Here is a 22,246-nt window from a genome sequence, read left to right on the forward strand (position 1 = left end):
GTGGGCCACGACAGGTCTGTTCTACGGCGTGGTTGGCTCGACTGCTACCGGCCGGCAACGCGGCCGGACAGCGACGGCGCGCATCTCCGCCGGGCAATCTCGCTTCGCATTTCATCGCGTGTGTCGTATAGCCGATTCATGATGCTTCCCGTCGTCGCGTCGTCGTCGCTTGCCGTTCCATATGGAGCGGCCGTGCGGCGTGTGCAGCGGGCAAACGCCGTGATGCCTGATTTTGGCGGCGCTCTGCCGCCATCGCGGACTGCGTCAGAGTGACCAACGTCGAGGCCAGCGACTACGGCGACGTCGTCCTCTTCCTGGTCACCGCCGGCTTCGTGGTGCCGCTGTTCCGGCAATGGAAGCTCAGCCCCATTCTCGGCTTCCTGGCGGCCGGCGTGCTGCTCGGACCCTCCGGGCTCGGCTCCCTGCAGGATGTGGTTCCGTGGCTCAGCTACGTCACCATCAAGAACCCCAGGAGCGTGGCGCAGCTCGCCGATCTCGGCGTCGTCTTCCTCCTCTTCAGCATCGGCCTCGAGCTCTCGTGGGAGCGCCTGAAGTCGTTGCGCCGCCTGGTGTTCGGCCTGGGCGGGCTGCAGGTTGCGATCTGCACGGCCGTGATCGCCGCCGCCGCCATCGCGCTGGGACAGGACCCGACGGCCGCCGCCCTGGTGGGCATGTCGCTCGCCTTCTCATCGACCGCCATCGTCATGCCCCTGCTGGCCGAGCAGAAGCGGCAATACACCCCGTCCGGGCGGGCGACCTTCGCCATCCTCCTGCTGCAGGATCTCGCGGTCGCGCCGCTGCTGATCACCATCGCCTTCCTCGGCTACCGTATGGGCGAGGGCTTCTCGCCGCGCCTGCTGCTGGCCTTCGCGCCGGCCGCTATCGGCATGGTCGCGCTGGTCGTGCTGGGTCGCCTGGCGTTGCGGCCGCTGATGGCCCTGGTGGCAAAGGCCAGGAGCGAGGAGCTGTTCGTCGCCGCCTGTCTCCTGGTCGTGGTCGGCGCCGGCCTGGTGGCGGCGATCTGCGGCCTGTCGATGTCGCTCGGCGCCTTCATCGCCGGCCTGCTGCTCGCCGAGACCGAGTACCGCAAGGAGGTCGAGACCACCGTCGAGCCGTTCAAGGGGCTGCTGCTCGGCCTGTTCTTCGTCTCGGTCGGCATCGGCCTCGACCTGTCGCTGCTGGTTGCCAAGCCGCTGCAGATCATCGGCCTGCTGCTGGGCCTCATGGTGCTGAACGGCGGCGTCATCTTCGGGCTGGCGCGGCTCTTCGGCTTTGCCGCATCCGCGGCGACGGAGATCGCCCTGCTGCTCGCCGCGAGCGGCGAGTTCTCCTTCGTCGTCCTCCACTCGGCGATGTCGGAGGGCCTGGTCGAGCCATCGCTCGGCAAGGCCATCCTGGTCTCCTCGACGCTGTCGATCTTCTGCATTCCGCTGCTTGCCGCCGCCGGCGCTGCCCTTCACCGGCGCGCCGCGCCGGCCGAGCATCCGCCCATCCCGCACGACCCGACGACGACGCCGCGAGTCCTGGTGGTCGGCTACGGCCGCGTCGGCCATCTCGTCGCCGAGATGCTGACGGCGCACGGTATCCCCTGGCTCGCCGTCGATCGCACGCCCCGGCAGATCGAGGAGGCGCGGCGCGCCGGCCACGAGATCCTCTACGGCGATGCCTCGCGGCCGGAGTTCCTGCAGCGTTGCGGGCTCGAGACCGCGCTCGCCGTCGTGGTGACCATGGATTCGCCGGATGGCACGGAAGCCGTGGTGGCGACGGCGCGGCAGATCCACCGCGACCTGCCGATCGTGGCGCGGGCGCGCGACGCCCGCCAGGCCAAGCGGCTCTACAGCCTCGGCGCCTCCGATGCCGTGCCCGAGACGATCGAGGCCTCCCTGCAGCTCTCCGAATCGCTGCTGGTCGGGCTCGGCGTGCCGATGGGCCTGGTGATCGCCTCGATCCACCAGCGCCGCGAGGACTACCGCAAGGAGCTCAACGACCCCAACGCGCTCGGCGGCCGCGCCCGCAGCCTGCGCGGGGAGTAGGGACCTGTAACGAGCCAGGGCTTCAGTTGTGACGGCGCTGTTGTCATCCCGAGCAAGGCGCTTGCGAAGCAAGCGAGGGACCTTTCCTGCTGCCTCAAAGGTCCCTCGCTGTGGTCGGGATGACAATCTGCCGGATGCACTGATCTCGTGAAATGAAGTGTTCGTGCTACGCATCGGGGCTGGCGGCGAGCACGCGCAGGGCATCGATGATGTGATAGAACGAGCTGCCCGGCGCCGCCTCCTCGATCCAGGTGCCGTCGCCGGCGAGCTTGTCGCGCCACAGGCCGGGCACCGGCGTCTCGAGATAGTGCAGCAAGGCCCGCGCGGCCGCGGCCGCATCGCTGCGGTAGCCGCGCCGCAGCGCGGCGTCCTCCTCGGCGTTGGCCAGGATGAGCGCCGCCTTCAGCCATTCCGTCTGCGACCACAGCCGCGCCTTGGGATCGTGCACCGACATGTCGTCGAGCAGCTCGAACACGGCGACGCCGCGCACCGGATCGATGCCATGGTCGGCGCCGGTGCGGTAGAGGCGCCGCGCCATGCGCCGCGCGTCGTCGCGTCCGCGCGCCCGGCCCCAGCGCTCGAGCAGGCCGGCCCATTCGAACTGGTGTCCCGGCCAGACCAGGCGGCCGGCCAGTCCGGCGGCCGGCGACCAGTCCGCGTTGAAGTATTCCAGCAGATAGCGTCCATCGGCGACCACGAAGCGGCGCAGGCCGAGCTCGGCGACCTCGTCGGCCAGGGTGCCCCAGCGGGCGTCGGCGGACACCTGCTCCCAGGCCAGGGCGGCCTCCAGCAGGTGCATGTGCGGGTCGGACTGGTAGAGCGCGTCGTCGGCGAAGCCGGTGAAGCCGCCGTGCGGGCATCGCCGCTCGGCCAGCAGCCGCTCGACGATCGCCACCGCGATCGGCTCGAGGCTGCGATCGGTGGCGGCGCTGCTGCTGGCGACTGTCGCGAGCGCCAGCAAGGCGAAGGCCTGCTCGTACAGGTGCGGCGCCTTCTCGACCGGCCGTCCGTCGCTGGCCAGGGCATTCCAGAACAGACCGTCGGCGCGGCGGTAGCGGTCGAGATAGTAGTCGAGGCCGTGCCCGACGGCGCGTTGCCACGGTCCCGACCAGCCGAGCGCGCCGCCGACGGCATAGGAAAAGATCTGCCGCGCCTGGACCCGCGCGCGCCGCTCGCCAAGCACGGGGCGCCCGGAGAGGTCGATCGCTTCGTGGAAGCCGCCGGCCGACTGATCGGCGCCGACGTCCCACCATGTCGGCAAGGCATCGGCGTGCAGCCACTGCAGCAGGCGGTCGCGCAAGCGCGGGAGGTCGGCGTCGCTCATGGGGCGATGGTTTCCTCCCCACCGAAGGTGGGGAGGAGACTAAGAATGTCGCTCACCATCGCTCACATCAGCTCGCTGTAGGGCACGAAATCGACCTCGGTGCCCGACTGCAGTTTCGTCAACTCTTCGGGCAGCTCGACCAGGCCGTCGGTCTCGGTGAGGGAGGTCAGCATGCCGGCGCCCTCCTTGGCGAACCGGGTCGCCACGGCGAGACCGGCATCGGGGCGGTCGAGCGAGACGCGCACGAACTCGCGGCGGCCGGCCTTCTTCCTGTAGTCGAAAGCGCTCATCACGCGGAACCGGCGGGCGATGTGCGGCTCGGTGCCGGACAGCGCCTCGATCATCGGTCGCGCCACCAGGGCGAAGGTGAGCAGGGCGGCGACCGGATTGCCGGGCAGACCGGCGAGCGGCGTGGCGCCGATCTGGCCCATGGCGACCGGCCGGCCGGGCTTGATCGCCAGCCGCCAGAAGTAGAGCGAGCCGTGATTGGCGATCGCGGCGCGGACATGGTCCTCCTCGCCGGTCGAGACGCCGCCCGAGGTGACGATCAGGTCGTTCTTCTCGGCCGCCCGGCGCAGCACGTCGCCCAGGCTCGCCGGGTCGTCGTGCACGATGCCGAGGTCGGCGACGTCGACGTCGAGCCGCTCCAGCATGCCGGCCAGCACGTAGCGGTTGGCGTCGTGGACCTGGCCCGGCCGCAGCAGCTCGCCGGGCTCGCGCACCTCGTCGCCGGTCGACAGCAGCGCCACCGACAGGCGCCGGCGCACCGGCACCTTGACGAAGCCCAGCGCCGCCAGCAGGCCGAGATCGGCCGGTCCCAGGCGGCGGCCCGCGGTGAGCGCGATCGAGTCGCGGGCGATATCCTCGCCGGCGCGGCGCAGGTTGGCGCCGCGCTTGATGCCCGGCCGGATCGTCACCAGGTCGTGATCACGCAGGCAATCCTCCTGCATGATCACGACGTCGGCCCCGTCGGGCAGCATCGCCCCGGTGAAGATCCGGATCGCCTCGCCCGGCCCGAGCGCCATCGTGGCACCATGCCCCGCCGCGGCGCGGTCGACGCAGCGCAGCACCGTCTCGCGCACCGAATCGAGATCGTCGAAGCGCACGGCATAACCGTCGACCGCCGAGTTGTCGTAGCCCGGCACGGCGATCGGCGCGGTGATGTCCTGCCCGAGTGTGCGGCCAAGCGCGCGCCGCAGTGGCACCTGCTCGATCCCGGCGACCGGCACCACCCGCTCGAAGATCATGTCGCGCGCGGCATCGATGCCGAGAAGGGCACCGCCGAAGGCAAAGCAATCATCGGATAGCTGCGCCATGCGCTCGCGTCTCCGCTATCGCCGTCGTTCTGTGGCGGCAGGTGAGTTCGCCATCGCGAACCTTTCTGTCGTCCTGAACGCAGTGAAGGACCTCATCGCCGCCTGGTACGAGTGTACGTTGGACCGTCTGGCGATGAGATCCTTCGCTCCGCTCAGGATGACAGGAGAGGGAGGAACCACTGTCACAGGCCCTTACTCCGCCGCCTCGGCGGCGACGGCGACCGGCTCGACCTGGGCGGCGCAGAACTTGAATTCGGGAATCTTGCCGAACGGATCGAGCGCCGGGTTGGTCAGGATGTTCGCCGCCGCCTCGGCGTAGCAGAACGGGATGAACACCATGCCGTTGGGCACATCGGGGTCGACCCGCACCTTGAGCTCGATGGCGCCGCGCCGCGTCGACACCCGGATCATGTCGCCGCGGCCGATGCCGAGCTTCTCGACGTCGCGCGGGCACAGGAACGCCATCGCCTCGGGCTCGAGCTCGTCGAGCACGGCGGAGCGCCGCGTCATCGCGCCGGTGTGCCAGTGCTCGAGCACGCGGCCGGTCGACAGCACGTAGGGATAGGTCTCGTCCGGAATTTCATCCGGCGGCCGGACATGCGCCGGCACGATCCGCCCGCGCCCGCTCGCCGTCGGGAAACCTGAATTGAACAGGATCTCGTTGCCCGGCTTGTCGGCGGCGTCGGCCGGATAGGTCACCGCGCCCTCGCGCTGCAGCCGCTCCCAGCTGATGTTCCTGAGCGACGGCATGGTGCCCGACATCTCGGTGTAGACGTCGCCGACACCCGAATAGGTCCAGCCGCAGCCCAGCCGGTTGGCGAGATCGATGATGATGTCGAGATCGACGCGCGCCTGTCCGGGCAGGGGCAGGGCCGTGCGTCCGAGCTGGATGCGGCGGTCGGTGTTGGTGTAGGTCCCGGTCTTCTCCGGGAACACCGACGCCGGCAGCACGACGTCGGCGTGCCACGCCGTCTCCGTCAGGAAGATGTCCTGCACCACGAGGTGCTTCAGCTCGGCCAGCGCCTCGCGGGCATGCTGCACGTCGGGGTCCGACATCGCCGGGTTCTCGCCCATGATGTACATGCCCTCGATCTGGCCGGCGTGGATCGCGTTCATGATCTCGACCACCGTCAGGCCGCGCTTGGGATCGAGCGGCACCCCCCAGGTCGCCTCGAAGTAGTCGTGCGCGCTCGCCAGCTCGACCGGGCGATAGTCGGTGAAGAACATCGGGATCAGGCCGGCGTCCGAGGCGCCCTGCACGTTGTTCTGGCCGCGCAGCGGATGCAGGCCGGCGCCCGGCCGCGCGATCTGGCCGGTCACCAGGGCGAGCGCGATCAGGCAGCGCGCGTTGTCGGTGCCGTGCACGTGCTGGGAGATGCCCATGCCCCAGAAGATGATCGAGCTCTTCGATCGCGCATACAGGCGCGCGACCTCGCGGATCGTGTCGGCCGGCACGCCGCACACCGGCTCCATCGCCTCGGGCGAGAAGCCACCGATGCGCTCGACCAGGTCGGGGAAGCCCTCGGTGAAGCCCGCGATGTACTGCTTGTCGGTCATGTTCTCGGTGATGATCGTGTGCAGCATCGCGTTCAGCAGGGCGACGTCGCTGCCCGGCTTGAAGCGCAGGTCGATGGTGGCGTGACGCGACAGGCCCTGGCCGCGCGGATCGGCGACGATCAGCTTGGCGCCGCGCTTGACGGCGTTCTTGATGAAGGTGGCGGCGACCGGATGGTTGGAGGTCGGGTTGGCGCCGATCACGATGATGGTCTCGGCGTCGAGCGCCGCCGAGAACGGCGCCGTCACCGCGCCCGAGCCGATGCCTTCGAACAGCGCGGCGACGGACGAGGCATGGCAGAGCCGCGTGCAGTGATCGACGTTGTTGGTGCCGAAGCCGGTGCGCACCAGCTTCTGGAACAGATACGCTTCCTCGTTGGAGCCCTTGGCCGAGCCGAAGCCCGCCAGGCCGGGACCGCCGCGGCGCTCGCGGATCTCGATCAGGCCCCGGGCGGCGCGCTCCATCGCCTCTTCCCAGGTGGCTTCGCGGAAATGCGTCCACGGGTTGGCGGGATCGACCTCGTCGTCGGCCGATTTCGCCACGCCGTCCTTGCGGATCAGCGGCACCGTCAGGCGATCGGGATGGCTCGCATAGTCGTAGCCGAAGCGGCCTTTTACGCACAGCCGCGCATGGTTGGCCGGCCCGTCCTTGCCGGTGACGTGCAGGATGCGGTCGTCCTTGATGTGATAGGTGAGCTGGCAGCCGACGCCGCAGAACGGGCACAGGCTGTCGACCGTGCGATCGGCCCACTCGGTGCGCGTCTGCGCGGCGTCGAGCAGGGTGGCCGGCATCAGCGCACCGGTCGGGCAGGCCTGCACGCACTCGCCGCAGGCGACGCACGAGCTCTCGCCCATCGGGTCGTCGAAATCGAACACGATCTTCGAGAGAGGACCGCGCCCGGCCATGCCGATCACGTCATTGACCTGGACCTCGCGGCAGGCGCGGACGCAGAGAGTGCAGTTGATGCAGGCGTCGAGATTGACCGCCATGGCGGGATGGCTGACGTCGCTCGCCGGCCGCTCGTCGGCCGGGAAGCGGCTCGACGTGACGCCGACCGCATCGGCCCAGTTCCAGAAGCGCGAGTCGGGATCGTGCGAGGTGGCGCGCGCCGGCTGGTCGGCGACCAGCAGCTCGAACACCATGCGGCGCGAGGCCTCGGCGCGCGGCGTGGCGACGCCGACCTTCATGCCCGGCGCCGGCTTGCGCAGGCACGAGGCCGCCAGCACGCGCTCGCCCTCGATCTCGACCATGCAGGCCCGGCAGTTGCCGTCGGGCCGATAGGTCGGCGCCGTCGACCAGCAGAGATGGGGGATGTCGACGCCGTTGCGCTGAGCGACCTGCCAGATGGTCTCGCCGTCCCGCCCCTCGACCTCGACGCCGTCGATCGTGAACTTCGCCACGCTCATCGCACGATCTCCGCATAAGCGTTCCTCCCCAGCTTCGCTGGGGAGGTGTCCGCGTCATCGCGGACGGAGGGGTCATGAGCAGCGGGACCGTGGCCTCTGACCCCTCCGTCGTCGCCGTAAGACGGCGACACCTCCCCAGCGAAGCTGGGGAGGAGATGCAAAAGTTGGCGCCCCTGAGTGGCGCACACGATCCCCCTCATCGCACGATCCCCACGTCCGCCGGGAAGTGTTTCATCACGGTGCTCAAGGCATTGGGCGCGGCCTGGCCGAGCCCGCAGATCGAGGCGTCGCGCATCGCCACCGAGAGCTCGCCCAGGAGCTTCTCGTCCCAGCCCTTCCGCAGCACCAGCTTGACGGCCTTCTCGGTGCCGACCCGGCAGGGCGTGCACTGGCCGCAGCTCTCGTCCTCGAAGAAGCGCATCAGGTTGACCGCCGCGGCGCGGATGTCGTCCTGGTCGGACAGGATCACGACGGCGGCCGAGCCGATGAAGCTGCCGTGCGGCTCCAGGGTGCCGAAATCGAGCGGCACGTCGCCCAGCGAGGCCGGCAGGATGCCGCTCGACGGTCCGCCCGGCACGTAGGCCTTGAAGGCGTGGCCGGCCAGCATGCCGCCGCAGAACTCGTCGATCAGCTCGCGCACCGTCACCCCGGCAGGCGCGATCTTGACGCCGGGATCGGCGACGCGCCCGGACACCGAATAAACGTGCAGGCCCTTGCGGCCGTTGCGTCCCTGGCCCTGCCACCATTCGGGGCCGCGCTCGACCAGGTCGCGCACCCAGTACAGCGTCTCGACATTGTTGATCAGGGTCGGCCGGCCGAAGATGCCGACCTGGAAGGGCAGCGGCGGCTTGTGGCGCGGCAGGCCGCGCTTGCCCTCGATGCTCTCGATCATCGCCGACTCTTCGCCGCAGATATAGGCGCCGGCGCCGCGCCGCAGATGGACCCGCACGCCGGCCAGCAGGCCGGCGGCGTCGAGCCGGCTGAGCTCGCGCTTCAGGATCGCGTGGCAGGCCGGGTACTCGTCGCGCAGATAGAAGTAGATGTCGGCCGCCTCGACCAGGTGCGCGCCCATCAGCATGCCTTCGAGCACGCGATGCGGGTCGGTCTCGAGGAAATGCCGGTCCTTGAAGGTGCCGGGCTCGCCTTCGTCGGCATTGACCGCCATCAGGCGCGGCCCCGGCTCGCCCAGCACCGAGCGCCACTTGCGCGCCGTCGGGAAGCCGGCGCCGCCGCAGCCGCGCAGGCCCGCCTTGTCGACGATCTCGACCAGCGCCTCGCGCGAGAGCGCGCCGCTGCGCAGCCGCGCCAGGGTCTGGTAGCCGGCGTTGGCGCGGTAGGCGTCCAAATCGATGTAGTCGGGGATCGCCGAATGGTGAAGAGGCGAGCGCACAGCCTCGCCGACCGACGCGGCATCGGCGTGGTCGATGAAGTTGTGCCCGACCTCGGCGACCGGCGCGGTATGGCAGTGCCCGACGCACGGCGCGCGGACGACCCGGACATCGGGGTCCTGGCCTGCCTTCAGCGTCGCCAGCAGTTCCTCGGCGCCGGCCAGCGCGCACGACAGGCTGTCGCACACCCGGATGGTCGTCGCCGGCGGCGCCGTCTCGCCCTCGCGCACGACGTCGAAATGAGCATAGAAGGTGGCGACCTCGTAGACCTCGGCCTGCGCCATGCGCAGCTCGTCGGCCAGCGCCATCAGGTGGGCGGCGGAGATGTGGCCGTACTTGTCCTGGATAAGGTGGAGGAACTCGATCAGCAGATCGCGCCGGCGCTCGGCCGTCCCCAGCAGCGCGCGGACGTCGGCCTGGGCCGTCGTCTCGAGCTGCCGGCCCTTGGGGATCGTCCGGCCGCGGCGGCGGCTCGAGCCGGGATGCCGGGGCTGGTGCGCCGGCCGACTGCCTTCAGGCAAAAATCCTCTCCTCGCGTGGGTTTTGCGGTGAGCCTAACGCTGCCCGCCCGACAGTCAATCGACCGGCGGAGCCATGGCTCTTCCGCCGGGAGCGCGCCACTCCGATGGCGCTCATGGGATCTGTGATCCATAAGATGAGCGCCGTCGTCGGCTGAGGTTACTCCGCCTCAAGTGGCGCGCTCCCGGCGATGAGTTTCAACCATGAGGGCCAGCCGGCGGGCCGGTAGCGGGGACGAGGCCGAGAAAGTGCCGTGGAGCAAGGCTTTTGCAGCCGCCCGATAGCGCGGAACAGGGAAAATTATCAGGGAATTGCTCGCACCGAAGCAGGGATTTCGAGTCATCGGATCAGGCTATCTGGAGCAGCGATCAGGGAGCCCGCCGCCTCGGATTGATGTCGGAGCACACTCTGGTCGGCGGAGGGAGCGCTCGCGCCCCAACAAAGTAAAGCGCCCCCCTTTCTTGCGGTCAGTGCAGTCGGTTGCGGTCGAAGCCTGTCGAATCAACGGTCTGGACCGACCGCAAGTGACCCGTCGCGACCGCACCGTGCGGTCGGAGCTGTGTCTTGCGGTCGAGGTCATCCAATGTCCGCTCCTTCGCAATGTCACCTTCACGTCACTGGAGCGGCCGTGGAGATTCGGTGCCGATCCTTGCGTCAGTTGCGTCCGTGCGTCAGTGGCCTTTTGAATCAAGGACTTGGCGCTGACGCAAGCGAAGATCGTTGCGTCAGTCGAGTGGCGTGCGTCAGTGCTGCTGGTCATTGTCGTGGCTGCTGGCAGAGGCTGCATCTTGCCGTACGCAGCTATCACAGCACCGCCCTCGAAAGCAGGCGAGCCAGCCTGCCTGGTTCGCATTTGCAGCCATGACCTTGTGCAATTGATTGCACGCGTCCCCGCGCGCTTACCTTCTCGCCGATGAAGCCATCCAAATCTGACTATGTCCACGTTTGAAGAGAAGGCAAGAGGCCCCCGCAGCGTCCTGTCGGTTGGTCAGCACGCCTCGGTGCTATCACCCGCCGCCTACGCAGCGCCCGGGCTGCCGCTGATCGGCAGGCCGAGCAGCCTGCCGGCCTTGATCATCGTCTTGTCGAGGCTGTGGATGGCCCGGGCATCATGGTTGGCCGCGATCGCGAGATGCAGAGCGTCACCGGCTCGCAGCCCTGTCTCGTGCCGCCGGAGGTAGCGCTTGGCCAAATCGTAGTCCTCGGCCTCGGGAAGCCAGACGATCAGCGACTGGGTGACGACCTCTTCGAAGAGCGTCTCCGTGGCGCGCGCCTCGGCGGCATTCATGGCGCCCATCCGAACATCGCGCGCCAGCAGCGAGGCAAACTCCACCTCTGTCCAGCGACTGATCGCCAGGTGGCCGGTCGGCAGCCCTGCCACGAACCGGGCGATCTGCGCGCTTGTTCTTTCCTTGCGGACGAGTGGCGTCAGGAAACTGGTGTCGAAGTAGTTCATTTCGTCAGTAGCGCTCGTCGTCGCGCATCTCGCGCACCAGGGTCGCGCTATCCTTGCGCCATGGCGATCTGCCTGCTCGAAAGGCCGCGAGCTTCTCCAGAGGCAGCGGCATCTTCGGCTGAACGACGGCTCGAATGTGGGCCACGGGCTTACCGTGTCGCGTGATGACGACTTCCTCGCCCGATTCCACCTTGTCCAGCAGCTCGCTGAGATGCGCCTTTGCCTGCGCCAGACTCACGGTAACCACCGTCGCCCCCCATGACCAGAAAACTGGTCACCAAGATAGCACGCCAAGGACCGGCGGCCAAGCTTACCCTCTACGTCCATTCCATTGGGAGCTGGAGTTTCCGGAGGTGTTTGATGGCGACAAACCGGGTTTCGACGCCGTGGTCGGCAACCCGCCCTTCGCCGGCAAGAATACGGTCATCAGCTCATATCCCGAACCGATTCTCGATTGGCTCAAGGTCTTGCATCTTGGATCACACGGCAATGCCGATTATGTCGCGCATTTCTTGCGGCGCGCCTGAAGCTTGATCGCCAATGGCGGTGCCTTCGGACTGATCGCCACTAACACGATCGGCCAGGAGGATACCCGAGAAACCGGACTTGCGCCCATCCTGCGCGATGGTGGGCGCGTCTACGCAGCAACGCGTCGCCTGGTGTGGCCTGGTGAAGCGGCGGTGGTCGTGTCCGTGGTGCATATCGGCAAACAGGCTGACGAATGGCGTCCTCGATTGGACGGCAAACCTGTGCAGCGAATTTCGGCGTACTTGGTTGAAGGCGACCTCGACGACTTGCCTAAACCGCTATCGGAGCACTCGGGCGAGGCCTTTATCGGCTCGTATGCTCTCGGTATGGGATTCACCTTCGACGACGAAGGTGCAGGCGATGGCATTGGCCGGCCCACCTCGCTCGCCGAGATGCGCCGGCTCATAGCCACGAATCCGCGGAACCAGGAACGCATCTTTCCCTACATCGGCGGCGAGGAGGTCAACAATGACCCTGAGCAGAAGCCTCATCGTTACGTAATCGACTTTTTCGATCGGCCCTTGAAGGTGGTGAGCGAAGAGTATCCAGATCTCATCGAGATCGTTAAGAGAAAGGTCAAGCCAGAACGCGATGTTCAGAAGCGCGACGCTCTCAGGGAGCGTTGGTGGCAATATGCTGAAAAGAGACCGGGGTTGATAAGCGCCAATCTCGGGCTGACGAAGACATACAACCGGTTTCATGATCCTGACGAGAGTGCGTCGGACATCGTTAAGCTGCGTCAGCTCCACCACGACATAGACTGCGCTGTCCTGGGGGCCTATGGCTGGCGCGACCTCGCTGCACAAGCCCAGTCGCTGCACCTGACAGAGCGCGACGAGGACGAGCCGAAGTACCAAGGCCGGCTGTTCTGACCGGCGGACTTCCGTAACGAGGTGCTGGCTCGTCTTCTCGATCTCAATTCGAAGAGGGTGGTCGCGGAGGCGGCGGTTGGGCCAGTGGTCCCAAAGGCAAGACGGGGGCGTCGAAAGACGGGATTCTCGGAGAATCAGGGGGTCCTTATCTAACTGCAAGAAATTCTTGCAAGAAGGAAAACGCAAGACTATATGTATGACGTGCCCAATGCCTCGGCCCGTCTCGGTGCGCGCCTGCGTGCCATCCGCGAACAGCGCGGCCTGTCGCAGGAGCAGTTGGCCGACCTGTTCGGCTTCAACGACCGCCAGACTGTGTCTGCCATCGAGACCGGCGAGCGGCGGCTGTCGGCCGACGAGCTGATCCTGGCGGTCCAGAAGCTCGGCATCACGCTCGACGACCTCGTCGATCCATTCAGGCTGACAGGCGAGGGCCGCTTCTCGTGGCGGCAGACCAATGTCACACCACGTCGCCTTGAGAGCTTCGAGGCGGTGGCGGGCCGCTGGATTGCGGCCTTTCGCGAGATTGCTCCGCAGGTCGGGCAGCGGGCGCCGCTGCTGCGCCGTGCGCTTTCCCTGCACAAGGGCTCGAGCTTCGACGAGGCCATGGCAGCGGGCGAACGGTTTGCCGAGGAGTTCGGGCTCGGCGATGTGCCGGCGGCGCGGCTCGCCGAGGTGATGGCGCGCGAGCTCGCGATCCTGGTGTTGATGGTCGATGCCGCCGAGGGCGTTTCGGGGGCGGCCTGCCGCTTGCCGGAGCTCGACGCCGTGCTGATCAACCGTCGTGAGGTCGCGGGCCGGCGGCACTTCGATCTCGCCCACGAGCTGTTCCACCTGCTGACCTGGGATGCGATGCCGCCTGAGCACGTCGAGGAGTCGAGCGAGACCGGGCGCGGGCGCGTCGAGCAGCTCGCCAACAACTTCGCCAGCGCGCTTCTCATGCCGCGCACGGTGCTGGAGCAGCATGGCGACTGGAAGCGGCTGCCCGAGGGCGAGGCGCTGGTTCGTCGCTTGAAATCGGTCGCTCGCGCCCTGCAGGTGACGGCGACGGCGCTCAAGTGGCGCCTGGTCGCCCTCGGCCACCTGTCTGTCAAGGCGGCGCGCGCGCTCGACGATCGCCTGCTGAGGTCCGAGGAACCCAAGGCTGCCAGGGCCGGCCTGCCGCCACTGTTCTCGCGGCCGTTCCTGGAGGTGCTGGCGCGCGCCATCGACACCGGCCGGGTCTCCGCCCGGCGCGCCGCCGACCTGGTCGGCCTGACCTTGGACGACCTCGCCGACCTGTTCGAGCGGCACGGGGTTGCGACTCCGTTCGAGCTGTGAGGGCGCCGTGGCTCTGCGCGGCCGTCCGGTCCTGCTGGATACCAACGCCATCCTCGAAGCCTGGCGCACGGGGTCCTGGAAGGCGCTGGCCGGCGGCCATCGGTTGGAAACGGTGGAGACGATGACGATGGAGACCCATACCGGCTTCCAGCGCCGGCGCCCCGAGCAGCAGGTCGATCCGGCGGCGCTGCGACAGTCCCTGCACGCCGTCCACGACGTGACGGATCTCGATCGTGCCCGGCTCGCTCTAGGAAAGAGAAGGAGTCGCAAGATCGGGCTCTGAGGATGGCAAAGCTGAAGGAACGACGCGAGGCGGAAGCCCGATCCAAGGCCGAGCGTGCGAAGGCAGAAGCCCGATCCAAGGCCGAACGCGCGAAGGAGGAAGCCAAGCATCAGCGCTGGGCCAGGGAGGCGACGAGGGGATCGGTTACCCGTCGGCCGCTCGATTTGGGCCGAGCCGGGCTTCCCGAAGGCGAGGAGCTTGATCCACCGGATCGGCCCTCACGTTCGGCCGCTCAGCGTTGGTATTCGTTATTGGGGAAGCGCTGAAGGCCAACGCTTCGACATTTCCGATGCGATGACGCTATCCCGGGGATCGCGTCAAGTCGCCTTGGGCAGCCTGCGCACGAGTGTCCACCAGCCCGCCAGCCCGACGATGCCGGTCACGGCGACGCCGAGACCGATATTCAACTGCGTGGTGTGCGGCAGGTAGCCGATCAGCAAGGTCAGCAGCGCGGCCGCGATCATCTGCACGAAACCCATCAGCGCCGAGGCCGCGCCGACGCGGTTGGCGGGCACCGAGGCGAGCGCGTTGGCGATCGCGTTGGGCATGTTGAGGCCGTTGCCCCAGCCCATCAGGACCAGCGGCACGATCAGGGCGAGCGGCGTGACGAAGCCGAGCAAGGCCGTCGCGATCATTGCCGCCGCGCCTGCTGTGAGGATGCCCTGGCCCACGGGGATCAGGAGCAGGCTCTGCACCCGGCCCTGCAGGCGGCTGGAGACCAGGCTGCCGACGACGAAGTTGCCCGCCCACGCCAGCGTGAACCAGCCGAAAAGTTCCGCCGCCACGCCCATCCCCTGGATCAGCAGGATGGGTCCGCCGGAGAAGAAGACGTTGAAGCCGGAGGAGGCGCAGGTGGCCGCGATCATGAGGCCGACGAACCGGCGTTCACGCAGCACCCCGCGGAAGCCGTCGATGTAATCGCGCACCACGCCGGTCGTGCGCGGCGCTGCCTTCGGCGCCGTTTCGCCGAGGATGTGCCAGACCGCGACCAGCGTCACGAAACCGACGGCAGCCGTGAACCAGAAGCTGCTCTGCCAACCGAAATTGCCGAGCAGCTGGCCGCCCAGCAGCGGCGCGAGCGCGGGCGCCACCGCCATGGCCGACGCCATGTAGCCCATTGCCCGCGGCGCTTCGGGGCCGGAGCGGCTGTCGCGCACGATGGCGCGGCCCAGCACGACGCCGCCGCAGGCGCCGCAGGCCTGGATCAGGCGCGACGCGATCAGGGCCTCGATCGTCGGGCTGACGGCGCAGCAGAGGCTGCCGATCGTGAACACGACCAGACTTGCCAGCAGCACCGGCCGCCGGCCCATGCTGTCCGAGAGAGGGCCCACGGCAAGCTGCGCGAAGGCGAACGCGAACAGATACACCGACAGCGTGAGCTGCGCCGTGCCGTAGGCGACATCGAAGCTTCGCGCGATGGCCGGCAGCGACGGCAGGAAGATGGTGAGCGCGAGCTGCGACGACACGGTCGCGCTCATCAGCAGCCAGATCGGCGGTTTGGTCGTACGCATACGCGGGAGTTTCGGATGGCCCGAGATGGGGAAGGGCGCGCTTCATAGCAGCGTCCGGATGGGCGCGTCAGTTTTTCGCCTTTAATTTCCTCCCCAGCTTCGCTGGGGAGGTGTCGCGGTAAAGCGATTTTGGCCTACGGCCAAAAACGCGACGCGACGGAGGGGTCATGAGCAGCGTGACTGTGGCCCTTGACCCCTCCGTCCGCGATTACGCGGACACCTCCCCAGCGAAGCTGGGGAGGAGGGAAGAGCGAAGCTGGGGAGGAGGGAAGAGCGGAGCTGGGGAGGGGGTTCAGGGGCCCGAGGGAGCGAGCCTCACGGCGGTCACATAGCGTTGGCGATAATAGTCGCTGTCGAGATGCGTTATCTGGACGGGCGAGCCTTTGTGCGTTGCATGGATGAACGAATCGTTGCCGACGTAGATTCCAACATGCGTAAAGGTGGTAGCGCTGCCGAAGAACACGAGGTCGCCGGTTTTCAGGTCGCTGCGCGCGACCACCATGCCCTCGCGTGCCATGTCGTTCGGCATGCGCGGAATGCGTTGCTGGAAGGTCGCCCCGTAGAGGTAATAGACGAAGCCGCTGCAGTCGAAGCCGGTGGCCGGCGAGATGCCGCCATGGCGATACGGCGTCCCCAGATACTTCCTGGCATGGGAGACCAGGCGCTCTCCCCACTGCGTGTTCGTGGAAGGTGACTGTTGCAAAGACACCGTTTGAAGGCGTGCCTCTTCCTTTCTCGGCGGCTCGGCAGCGACGCCATTTTCCTTCTGCCATTTTGCATTGAGTTGGTCGGCTATACTGTCGGATGGATCTGTCTGGGGAGGCGCCTTGGCGATCGGCTTCAAGGTGCTTTTCGCGGGAGCCTTGACCTGAGCCATCGCCGGTGAAGCGACGCCGGACAGCAGGGTGGCTGCTAATGCGAAACTCAGACAGGCGCTCGCCTGCATGATGGCCAGCAGGCTCGAAGAGAGCCTGCTGCGTCCGGCACTGTCCGCCATGTCTCCCCCTGAGCTGCCGTCGACGTTGCAATCCTGATCGAGGGGAGGATGGCCGTCCAACAAAAGCCGCAATGGCGCCACGATTGCGCTGGGGATACTTTTGATGCGACCACAAGGAGACCACCATGGCGAAATTCACCCACGACCACGTGCACCTTCGCAGCCCCGATCCGGAGGCGACGGCGCAGTTCTATGAGCGCATGTTCGGCGCCGAGGTGCTGCGGTCCGTGCAGCAGGGCAAGCCGCGCGTCGATCTCGACCTCTGCGGCTTGAACGTGTTCATTGCCCAGGCACCGACGGACGGCAAGATCGGCGCGGCGCCGACGTCGCCTTATCTCGGCCTCGACCATATCGGTCTGACGGTCACGGGCATCGATGCCGCGGTGGCCGAATTGAAGGCCAAGGGCGCGGAATTCACCATGGAGCCCACGACGATACGGCCCAACGTGCGCATTGCTTTCCTGCGCGGGCCGCAAGGCGTGTCCATCGAGCTGGTCGACCGCAACGCGGCCTGACGCGACCGACACGCGACCGACGAACAGGAACAATCCGGCCCGACGGGCGCTTGAACAGCCCTACGGCGAGAAACGCTACGCTCTCACTCTGGAGGAACGGCCATGCCCCGCCACGAAACCCTGACACCGGAACAGATGACGCCCGAGCAACGCCAGGTGGTGGACAATGTCACCGCCGGGCCGCGCGGCTCCGCCACGCGCGGGCCGTTCATGGCCTGGCTGCCCTCGCCGAAATTCGCCGATCTGGCGCAGGCGCTGGGGGCGCAGACCCGGTTCGGATCCAGCCTTCCGGCGAAACACTACGAGATCGCCATCCTGATGGTGGCACAGCAGTGGCGCGCGCAGTTCGAATGGTACGCGCACGCGCAACTGGCGAGGAACGCCGGCATCAGCCAGGGCATCATCGATGCCATCCATCGCGGCGAGAAGCCGAAGACGATGGACGCCCAGGAAGAAGCGATCTGGCAGTTCGCCAGGGAGCTGCTGCAGACGCAGAGGGTGTCCGAGCCGACCTTCGCCAGGGCGAAGGAGTTGTTTGGGCAGAACGGCGTGGTCGATCTGGTCGGAGTGATGGGCTACTACGGCCTGGTGTCGATGACGCTCAATGTGTTCCAGGTGCCGTTGCCCGAGGGCGAGAAGCTGCCGTTCAAGGAGTAGATCTCTTCGCCTCCCCAGCTTCGCTGGGGAGGTGTCTCGGTAATCCGAGACGGAGGGGTCACGAGTCACGTGAGGTGGCCTCTGACCCCTCCGTCGGCGATTACGCCGACACCTCCCCGGCTTCGCCAGGGAGGAGCATGAACACCTCCCCAGCGAAGCTGGGGAAGGGACGTGTTTTAGGCGCCGGCGATCGCCTTCACCTCGAGGAAGTCCTCCATGCCGTACTTGCCCCACTCGCGGCCGTTGCCGGACTGCTTGTAGCCGCCGAACGGGGCGGTGCGCTCGTTGGGAACGCCGTTGAGGTTGACGTTGCCGGCGCGGATCTGCCTGCCGACGCGCTTGGCGCTTTCGACCGAGCCGGCGGAAACGTAGCCGGCGAGGCCGTACGGCGTATCGTTGGCGATCTTGACCGCCTCGGCTTCGTCCTTGGCGCCGAGGATGGCGATGACCGGTCCAAAGATCTCCTCGCGGGCGATCGTCATGTCGTTGGTCACGTCGGCAAACACGGTCGGGCGAACATAGAAGCCCTTGTTGACGCCCTCGGGCAGGCCCGGACCGCCGGCGACCAGCGTCGCACCCTCGTCGACGCCCTTCTTGATCAGCGCCTGGATCTTGTCCCACTGAATGCGATTGACCACGGGACCGATCGTCGTGCCCTCGGCCTTCGGATCGCCCGCCTTGGTCTTGTCGGCGACCGCCTTGGCGATCGCCGCCACTTCCTTCATCTTGCCGGTCGGCACGATCATGCGCGTCGGTGCGTTGCAGGACTGGCCCGAGTTGAGGAACACCTGGGCCACGCCGCCGGTCACCGCCTTCGTGAAGTCGGCGTCTTCCAGGATGACGTTCGGCGACTTGCCGCCGAGCTCCTGGCTGACGCGCTTGACCGTATTGGCGGCACGCTTGGCGACGTCGATGCCGGCGCGGGTCGAGCCGGTGAACGAGATCATGTCGATGCCTTCGTGCTCGCTCATCGCGACCCCGACCTCGGGGCCGAGGCCGTTGACGAGGTTGAACACACCCTTCGGGACGCCGGCGGCGTGCATGACCTCGGCGAAGATCAGGGCCGAGGTCGGCGTGAACTCCGACGGTTTCAGGATCATGGTGCACCCGGCGGCGATCGCGGGCGCGACCTTGCAGGCGATCTGGTTCAGCGGCCAGTTCCATGGGGTGATCATGCCGACCACGCCGATCGGCTCGCGCACGACGGTCGCCGCGCCGACCTTCTCCTCGAAGTGATAGTCCTTCAGCACCTGCAGGGTCGACATCAGGTGGCCGAGGCCGGCGCCGACCTGCGCCCGCTCGGCCATCGGGATCGGTGCGCCCATCTCGTCCGAGACGGCGGCGGCGATTTCCTTGGCGCGCGCCTTGTAGGCGTCGATGATCTTCTCGAGCAGCGCGATGCGCTCCTCGCGCGTCGTGACCGAGAACGTCGCGAACGCCGCGCGGGCGGCGGCAACCGCCTTGTCCACATCGGCCTTCGAGCCGACGGCAACGTCGTACATCGGCTCTTCGGTAGCCGGATTGACCACCGGGATCGTCTTCATGACGGCCGGGTCGACCCAGGCGCCGTCGATATAGAATTTCGTGCGATTGACCATTTGGCTGATCCTCCTCGAGATTTCGCGGCCGTATCGGGCGGCGGCACACCGACCCCGGACGGCGGCAATTCTAGAGCGTGATTGCTTCAAGGGAAACCTCACCCTGAGGAGCCACGCGTAGCGTGGCGTCTCGAAGGGCAGCAGCGTTGCTGTAGCCGACCCTTCGAGACGCGGCCTGCGGCCGCTCCTCAGGGTGAGGTCATTTTTAGTGTCTCGATCAAAGACGATCATGCTCTAGCGACTGAGCGGCGGACTGCCTATGGAGGAAGATGGGCTGGGAAGAGCCCGCCCGGCCCGCACCGCGGTACGATTTCTGCGCGACGGATGACGACACCCTGACGCCGTCTTCAACGCGCTGCTCCGCGAAGGGACCTCGCCACGACGCGAGGCCGGGAGCAGGATGCGCCGATGGCCGACCACGGCTGCCGGGAGCGGAGCAAGCCGATGCCGGATCTGGCCGGACCGGGCTTCCGTGTCGGTCGAGGATTGTTCGATGCGGCCGGCGACCTGACACGCAGGAGATGAGCATGCGCCCCTGGCTTCGCATCGCCGTGCTTGCCGCCACCGCGCTGCCGTCGGCTGCGGCCGCGCAATCCGGGTTCGACCAGCGCATCGCCCACTGGCGCGTCAGCGCCGGCGGCGCATCCTGCATCGCGTTCAACCGCCCGGCCTACGAGCTGAACGCGTCGCCGTTCAATGCGCTCTCCGTCCAGCTGAACAAGCAAGGGCGTTGGAACGTCATGGTCCACTTCTGGCCAAAAACCGTCACGCCGGATGCCGACATACCGCTCGTCTTCAGCTTTGGCGGCGCGAAGGACGTGAGGGCGCTGGGCAAGGCTGCCGGCGACTATCTGGTGATCCTGTCGAACGTCGGCGCGAGCTTCCGCAGCGATGTAGCCACTGCGCCCAAAGGCGAGATGGAGGTCCGCGCCGAGGGCGTGGCGGGAAAGCTCTACTTCGACGTCACCGACGCCGCCGCGGTCTTCGCGGCGCTCGAGGCCTGCGCGAAGACAATTTGATGGAACCGCTCGCGGTTCCATCAAGGGCGCGCCACTTGGGGCGGAGTAACCTCCGCCGGCGGCGATGCTCACGGCCGGGAGCGCGCCACTTAAGGCAGAGTAACCTCAGCCGACGTGGCGCTCATATTCTTTCCTCCCCAGCTTCGCTGGGGAGGTGTCGCGTCATACGCGACGGAGGGGTCATGAGCCTCAGGCTCAACCCTCTCCCATGACTCATGACCCCTCCGTCGCCGAAGACGGCGACACCTCCCCAGCGAAGCCTAGTTTCAGCACAGATGTTGCGCCGCACGAAGACGGGGGGAGGTTGGGAGTGTGTGTTGAGGAGCACGCTTCTCCTATAATTTTGGAATCCAATACAACTGTCGAGAGCAACAATAAAGATCCTCAGATCGCCTGGCAGATCACTTCGAAACCCCCTGTTGCAGCGGCAGAGCCAATGTGATCTCTGACGATCCTCTTCAACCCAAAGAGGATCACCATGATCGGCGAGATCGGTTATTTCGGCAACGCTCGGCTGGCCCTGGCGCCCACTGCTGCTCGAGCGCATGCACCAACGACCACGAACTGTCTGTATACGCAAGCTCACCGAGTCCGGGCCGAACAGGTCGAGTTCCTGCGCTTTCTGTCGAGCAAGGAGGTCACAGTGGAGGAAATGATCTCGCATCGCGCCCTCCTGGCCGGCGTCGCTGCGGTCGACACCACGTGCTGGCAATCCAGGACACCAGCGAGATCGCTACCAGCACAACGCCGCCGCAAGCACTCGCTCGGCACGGTCGGCAATGGCACCGACGTCGGGCTGTTCATCCATCCGGTGCTCGCTGTCGACGCCGACAACGGCGAATGCCTGGGCCTGGTCGACGCACAGATCTGGCGCCGCACCACCGGCAAGGCCGCCAACTACAAAGAACTGCCGATCGAGTGCAAGGAGTCCAATCGATGGCTCAAGGGAGCCGACCGCGCCAAGGCCGTCCTGGCCGACGCCGCCCTGATCACCGTCGTCGATGACCGCGAGGCCGACATCTACGAGAAATGGGATCGCCTGCCCGACCAACACACCCACCTGCTGACCCGCGCCTGTCGCAATCGTAGCCTGGGCGACGGCCGCAAATTGTTCGAAACCTTGGCCAGCTTCGACGAGGTCCACCGCTTCGAGCTCGATCTGACCGCCCGACCAGGCAAGAAGCGCATCGCCCGAAAGGCCACGATCGCCGTCCGCTTCGGACCGCTCACCATTCGACGCCCTAAATCGTGCTCCGATCGCCAAGCCTCGCCCGAGATCGACCTGTTCGCCATCGAAGCCCGCGAGATCGACCCGCCGCCCGGCCAGACACCCATCATCTGGCGCCTCTTGACCACCCATCGCCTCGACAGCCTCGAAAAGGCCGTCACCGTGATCGGCTGGTACCGCAGGCGGTGGGACATCGAGCAGCTCTTTCGAACCCTCAAGCAACAGGGCCTGCGCCTCGAACAGAGCGTCCTCGAGGACGGCAACGCTCTCGAAAAGCTCGCCGCCATCGCTCTCATCACCGCTGCCATCACCATGCAGCTCGTCGCCGCTCGCTCCGCCGACCAACAAGCCACCCCGGCAAGCCGCGTCTTCTCATCTCAGCAGCTCATCGTCATCGCCGCCTTGCTCAGCACCAGACAAGGGCGCACCGCAAAACAGCGAAATCCCTTTCCTCCCAACAGTCTCGCTGCCGCTGCCTGGATCATCGCTCGACTCGGCGGATGGACCGGATACCACAAATCAAATGGCCCCATCACTATGCGCGACGGACTCGAACGCTTCTACGCTATCGCTGATGGTTACCATCTCGCAGCGCAACATCTGTGCTCAAGTTAGCCAGCGAAGCTGGGGAGGTAAATGAGCGCCACGTCGGCTGAGGTTACTCTGCCTTAAGTGGCGCGCTCCCGGCGATTGACTCCGTCGTGGCGGGCGGCAGAGTATCTGC

Annotated in this window: 19 protein-coding genes; 10 read left to right on the plus strand and 9 right to left on the minus strand. The window is 67.0% G+C overall.

Annotated elements, in window-relative coordinates:
* The first annotated feature begins 269 nt into the window (after positions 1 to 269).
* A complete protein-coding gene (locus ACILR9_RS18780; RefSeq protein ID WP_395711474.1) occupies positions 270 to 2,033 on the plus strand; it encodes a cation:proton antiporter in 1,764 nt (587 codons plus the stop codon).
* 166 nt (positions 2,034 to 2,199) lie between these two features.
* Here the strand turns inward: ACILR9_RS18780 and ACILR9_RS18785 are convergent, their stop codons facing one another.
* The 6 genes from ACILR9_RS18785 to ACILR9_RS18810 all read right to left on the minus strand — a co-directional run bounded on the left by ACILR9_RS18785 (position 2,200) and on the right by ACILR9_RS18810 (position 11,244).
* Positions 2,200 to 3,357, minus strand: coding sequence for an AGE family epimerase/isomerase (locus ACILR9_RS18785; protein WP_395711475.1), 1,158 nt, complete (start codon positions 3,355 to 3,357; stop codon positions 2,200 to 2,202).
* A gap of 62 nt (positions 3,358 to 3,419) precedes the next feature.
* Complete coding sequence (gene glp, locus ACILR9_RS18790) at positions 3,420 to 4,673, minus strand: gephyrin-like molybdotransferase Glp (protein WP_395711476.1); 1,254 nt, start codon at positions 4,671 to 4,673, stop codon at positions 3,420 to 3,422.
* Between the two features lie 192 nt (positions 4,674 to 4,865).
* The gene (gene fdhF / locus ACILR9_RS18795) at positions 4,866 to 7,634 is read right to left on the minus strand and encodes a formate dehydrogenase subunit alpha (RefSeq protein ID WP_395711477.1); all 2,769 of its coding nucleotides are present in this window, start codon (positions 7,632 to 7,634) and stop codon (positions 4,866 to 4,868) included.
* A gap of 196 nt (positions 7,635 to 7,830) precedes the next feature.
* Complete coding sequence (locus ACILR9_RS18800) at positions 7,831 to 9,543, minus strand: NAD(P)H-dependent oxidoreductase subunit E (RefSeq protein ID WP_395711478.1); 1,713 nt, start codon at positions 9,541 to 9,543, stop codon at positions 7,831 to 7,833.
* Between the two features lie 1,016 nt (positions 9,544 to 10,559).
* Entirely contained in the window at positions 10,560 to 10,997 is a 438-nt protein-coding gene (locus tag ACILR9_RS18805) for a type II toxin-antitoxin system VapC family toxin (RefSeq protein ID WP_395711479.1), read from the minus strand.
* 4 nt (positions 10,998 to 11,001) lie between these two features.
* Positions 11,002 to 11,244, minus strand: coding sequence for a type II toxin-antitoxin system Phd/YefM family antitoxin (locus tag ACILR9_RS18810; protein ID WP_395711480.1), 243 nt, complete (start codon positions 11,242 to 11,244; stop codon positions 11,002 to 11,004).
* Here ACILR9_RS18810 and ACILR9_RS18815 point away from each other — a divergent pair.
* The 5 genes from ACILR9_RS18815 to ACILR9_RS18835 all read left to right on the plus strand — a co-directional run bounded on the left by ACILR9_RS18815 (position 11,162) and on the right by ACILR9_RS18835 (position 14,263).
* Positions 11,162 to 11,524 (plus strand): Eco57I restriction-modification methylase domain-containing protein, encoded by a 363-nt coding sequence (locus ACILR9_RS18815; protein WP_395711481.1) that lies wholly within the window; start codon positions 11,162 to 11,164, stop codon positions 11,522 to 11,524. The two genes, ACILR9_RS18810 and ACILR9_RS18815, sit on opposite strands and share 83 nt — an antisense overlap.
* 3 nt (positions 11,525 to 11,527) lie before the next feature.
* Positions 11,528 to 12,397: a hypothetical protein gene (locus ACILR9_RS18820; protein WP_395711482.1), complete on the plus strand. Its 870-nt coding sequence runs from the start codon at positions 11,528 to 11,530 to the stop codon at positions 12,395 to 12,397.
* Between the two features lie 192 nt (positions 12,398 to 12,589).
* On the plus strand, positions 12,590 to 13,714 hold the full coding sequence (locus ACILR9_RS18825; RefSeq protein WP_395711483.1) for a helix-turn-helix domain-containing protein: 1,125 nt from the start codon (positions 12,590 to 12,592) through the stop codon (positions 13,712 to 13,714).
* A gap of 7 nt (positions 13,715 to 13,721) precedes the next feature.
* Positions 13,722 to 13,997 (plus strand): hypothetical protein, encoded by a 276-nt coding sequence (locus tag ACILR9_RS18830; RefSeq protein ID WP_395711484.1) that lies wholly within the window; start codon positions 13,722 to 13,724, stop codon positions 13,995 to 13,997.
* 2 nt (positions 13,998 to 13,999) lie between these two features.
* Positions 14,000 to 14,263, plus strand: a complete 264-nt coding sequence (locus ACILR9_RS18835) for a hypothetical protein (RefSeq protein WP_395711485.1) — start codon at positions 14,000 to 14,002, stop codon at positions 14,261 to 14,263.
* Positions 14,264 to 14,314: 51 nt separating this feature from the next.
* Here the strand turns inward: ACILR9_RS18835 and ACILR9_RS18840 are convergent, their stop codons facing one another.
* Entirely contained in the window at positions 14,315 to 15,508 is a 1,194-nt protein-coding gene (locus ACILR9_RS18840; RefSeq protein ID WP_395711486.1) for a multidrug effflux MFS transporter, read from the minus strand.
* Positions 15,509 to 15,800: 292 nt separating this feature from the next.
* Positions 15,801 to 16,505, minus strand: coding sequence for a C40 family peptidase (locus ACILR9_RS18845; protein ID WP_395711487.1), 705 nt, complete (start codon positions 16,503 to 16,505; stop codon positions 15,801 to 15,803).
* A 125-nt stretch (positions 16,506 to 16,630) separates the two neighbouring features.
* Between ACILR9_RS18845 and ACILR9_RS18850 the strand changes: the two genes are divergently transcribed.
* Together ACILR9_RS18850 and ACILR9_RS18855 are read left to right on the plus strand one after the other, a co-directional pair.
* Positions 16,631 to 17,020 carry a VOC family protein gene (locus ACILR9_RS18850; protein ID WP_395711488.1) on the plus strand — a complete coding sequence of 130 codons (390 nt, stop codon included), beginning with the start codon at positions 16,631 to 16,633 and terminating at the stop codon, positions 17,018 to 17,020.
* 102 nt (positions 17,021 to 17,122) lie between these two features.
* Positions 17,123 to 17,677 carry a carboxymuconolactone decarboxylase family protein gene (locus ACILR9_RS18855; protein ID WP_395711489.1) on the plus strand — a complete coding sequence of 185 codons (555 nt, stop codon included), beginning with the start codon at positions 17,123 to 17,125 and terminating at the stop codon, positions 17,675 to 17,677.
* 176 nt (positions 17,678 to 17,853) lie between these two features.
* Here ACILR9_RS18855 and ACILR9_RS18860 read toward each other — a convergent pair whose 3' ends face one another.
* The gene (locus ACILR9_RS18860) at positions 17,854 to 19,275 is read right to left on the minus strand and encodes an aldehyde dehydrogenase family protein (RefSeq protein WP_395711490.1); all 1,422 of its coding nucleotides are present in this window, start codon (positions 19,273 to 19,275) and stop codon (positions 17,854 to 17,856) included.
* A gap of 527 nt (positions 19,276 to 19,802) precedes the next feature.
* Between ACILR9_RS18860 and ACILR9_RS18865 the strand changes: the two genes are divergently transcribed.
* On the plus strand, positions 19,803 to 20,294 hold the full coding sequence (locus ACILR9_RS18865) for a hypothetical protein (protein WP_395711491.1): 492 nt from the start codon (positions 19,803 to 19,805) through the stop codon (positions 20,292 to 20,294).
* Between the two features lie 478 nt (positions 20,295 to 20,772).
* The gene (locus ACILR9_RS18870; protein ID WP_395711492.1) at positions 20,773 to 22,137 is read left to right on the plus strand and encodes an IS4 family transposase; all 1,365 of its coding nucleotides are present in this window, start codon (positions 20,773 to 20,775) and stop codon (positions 22,135 to 22,137) included.
* Positions 22,138 to 22,246: the final 109 nt, after the last annotated feature.

Origin of the sequence: Reyranella sp., assembly GCF_044224635.1 — a bacterium.
In the GTDB taxonomy this organism is placed as follows: domain Bacteria; phylum Pseudomonadota; class Alphaproteobacteria; order Reyranellales; family Reyranellaceae; genus Reyranella.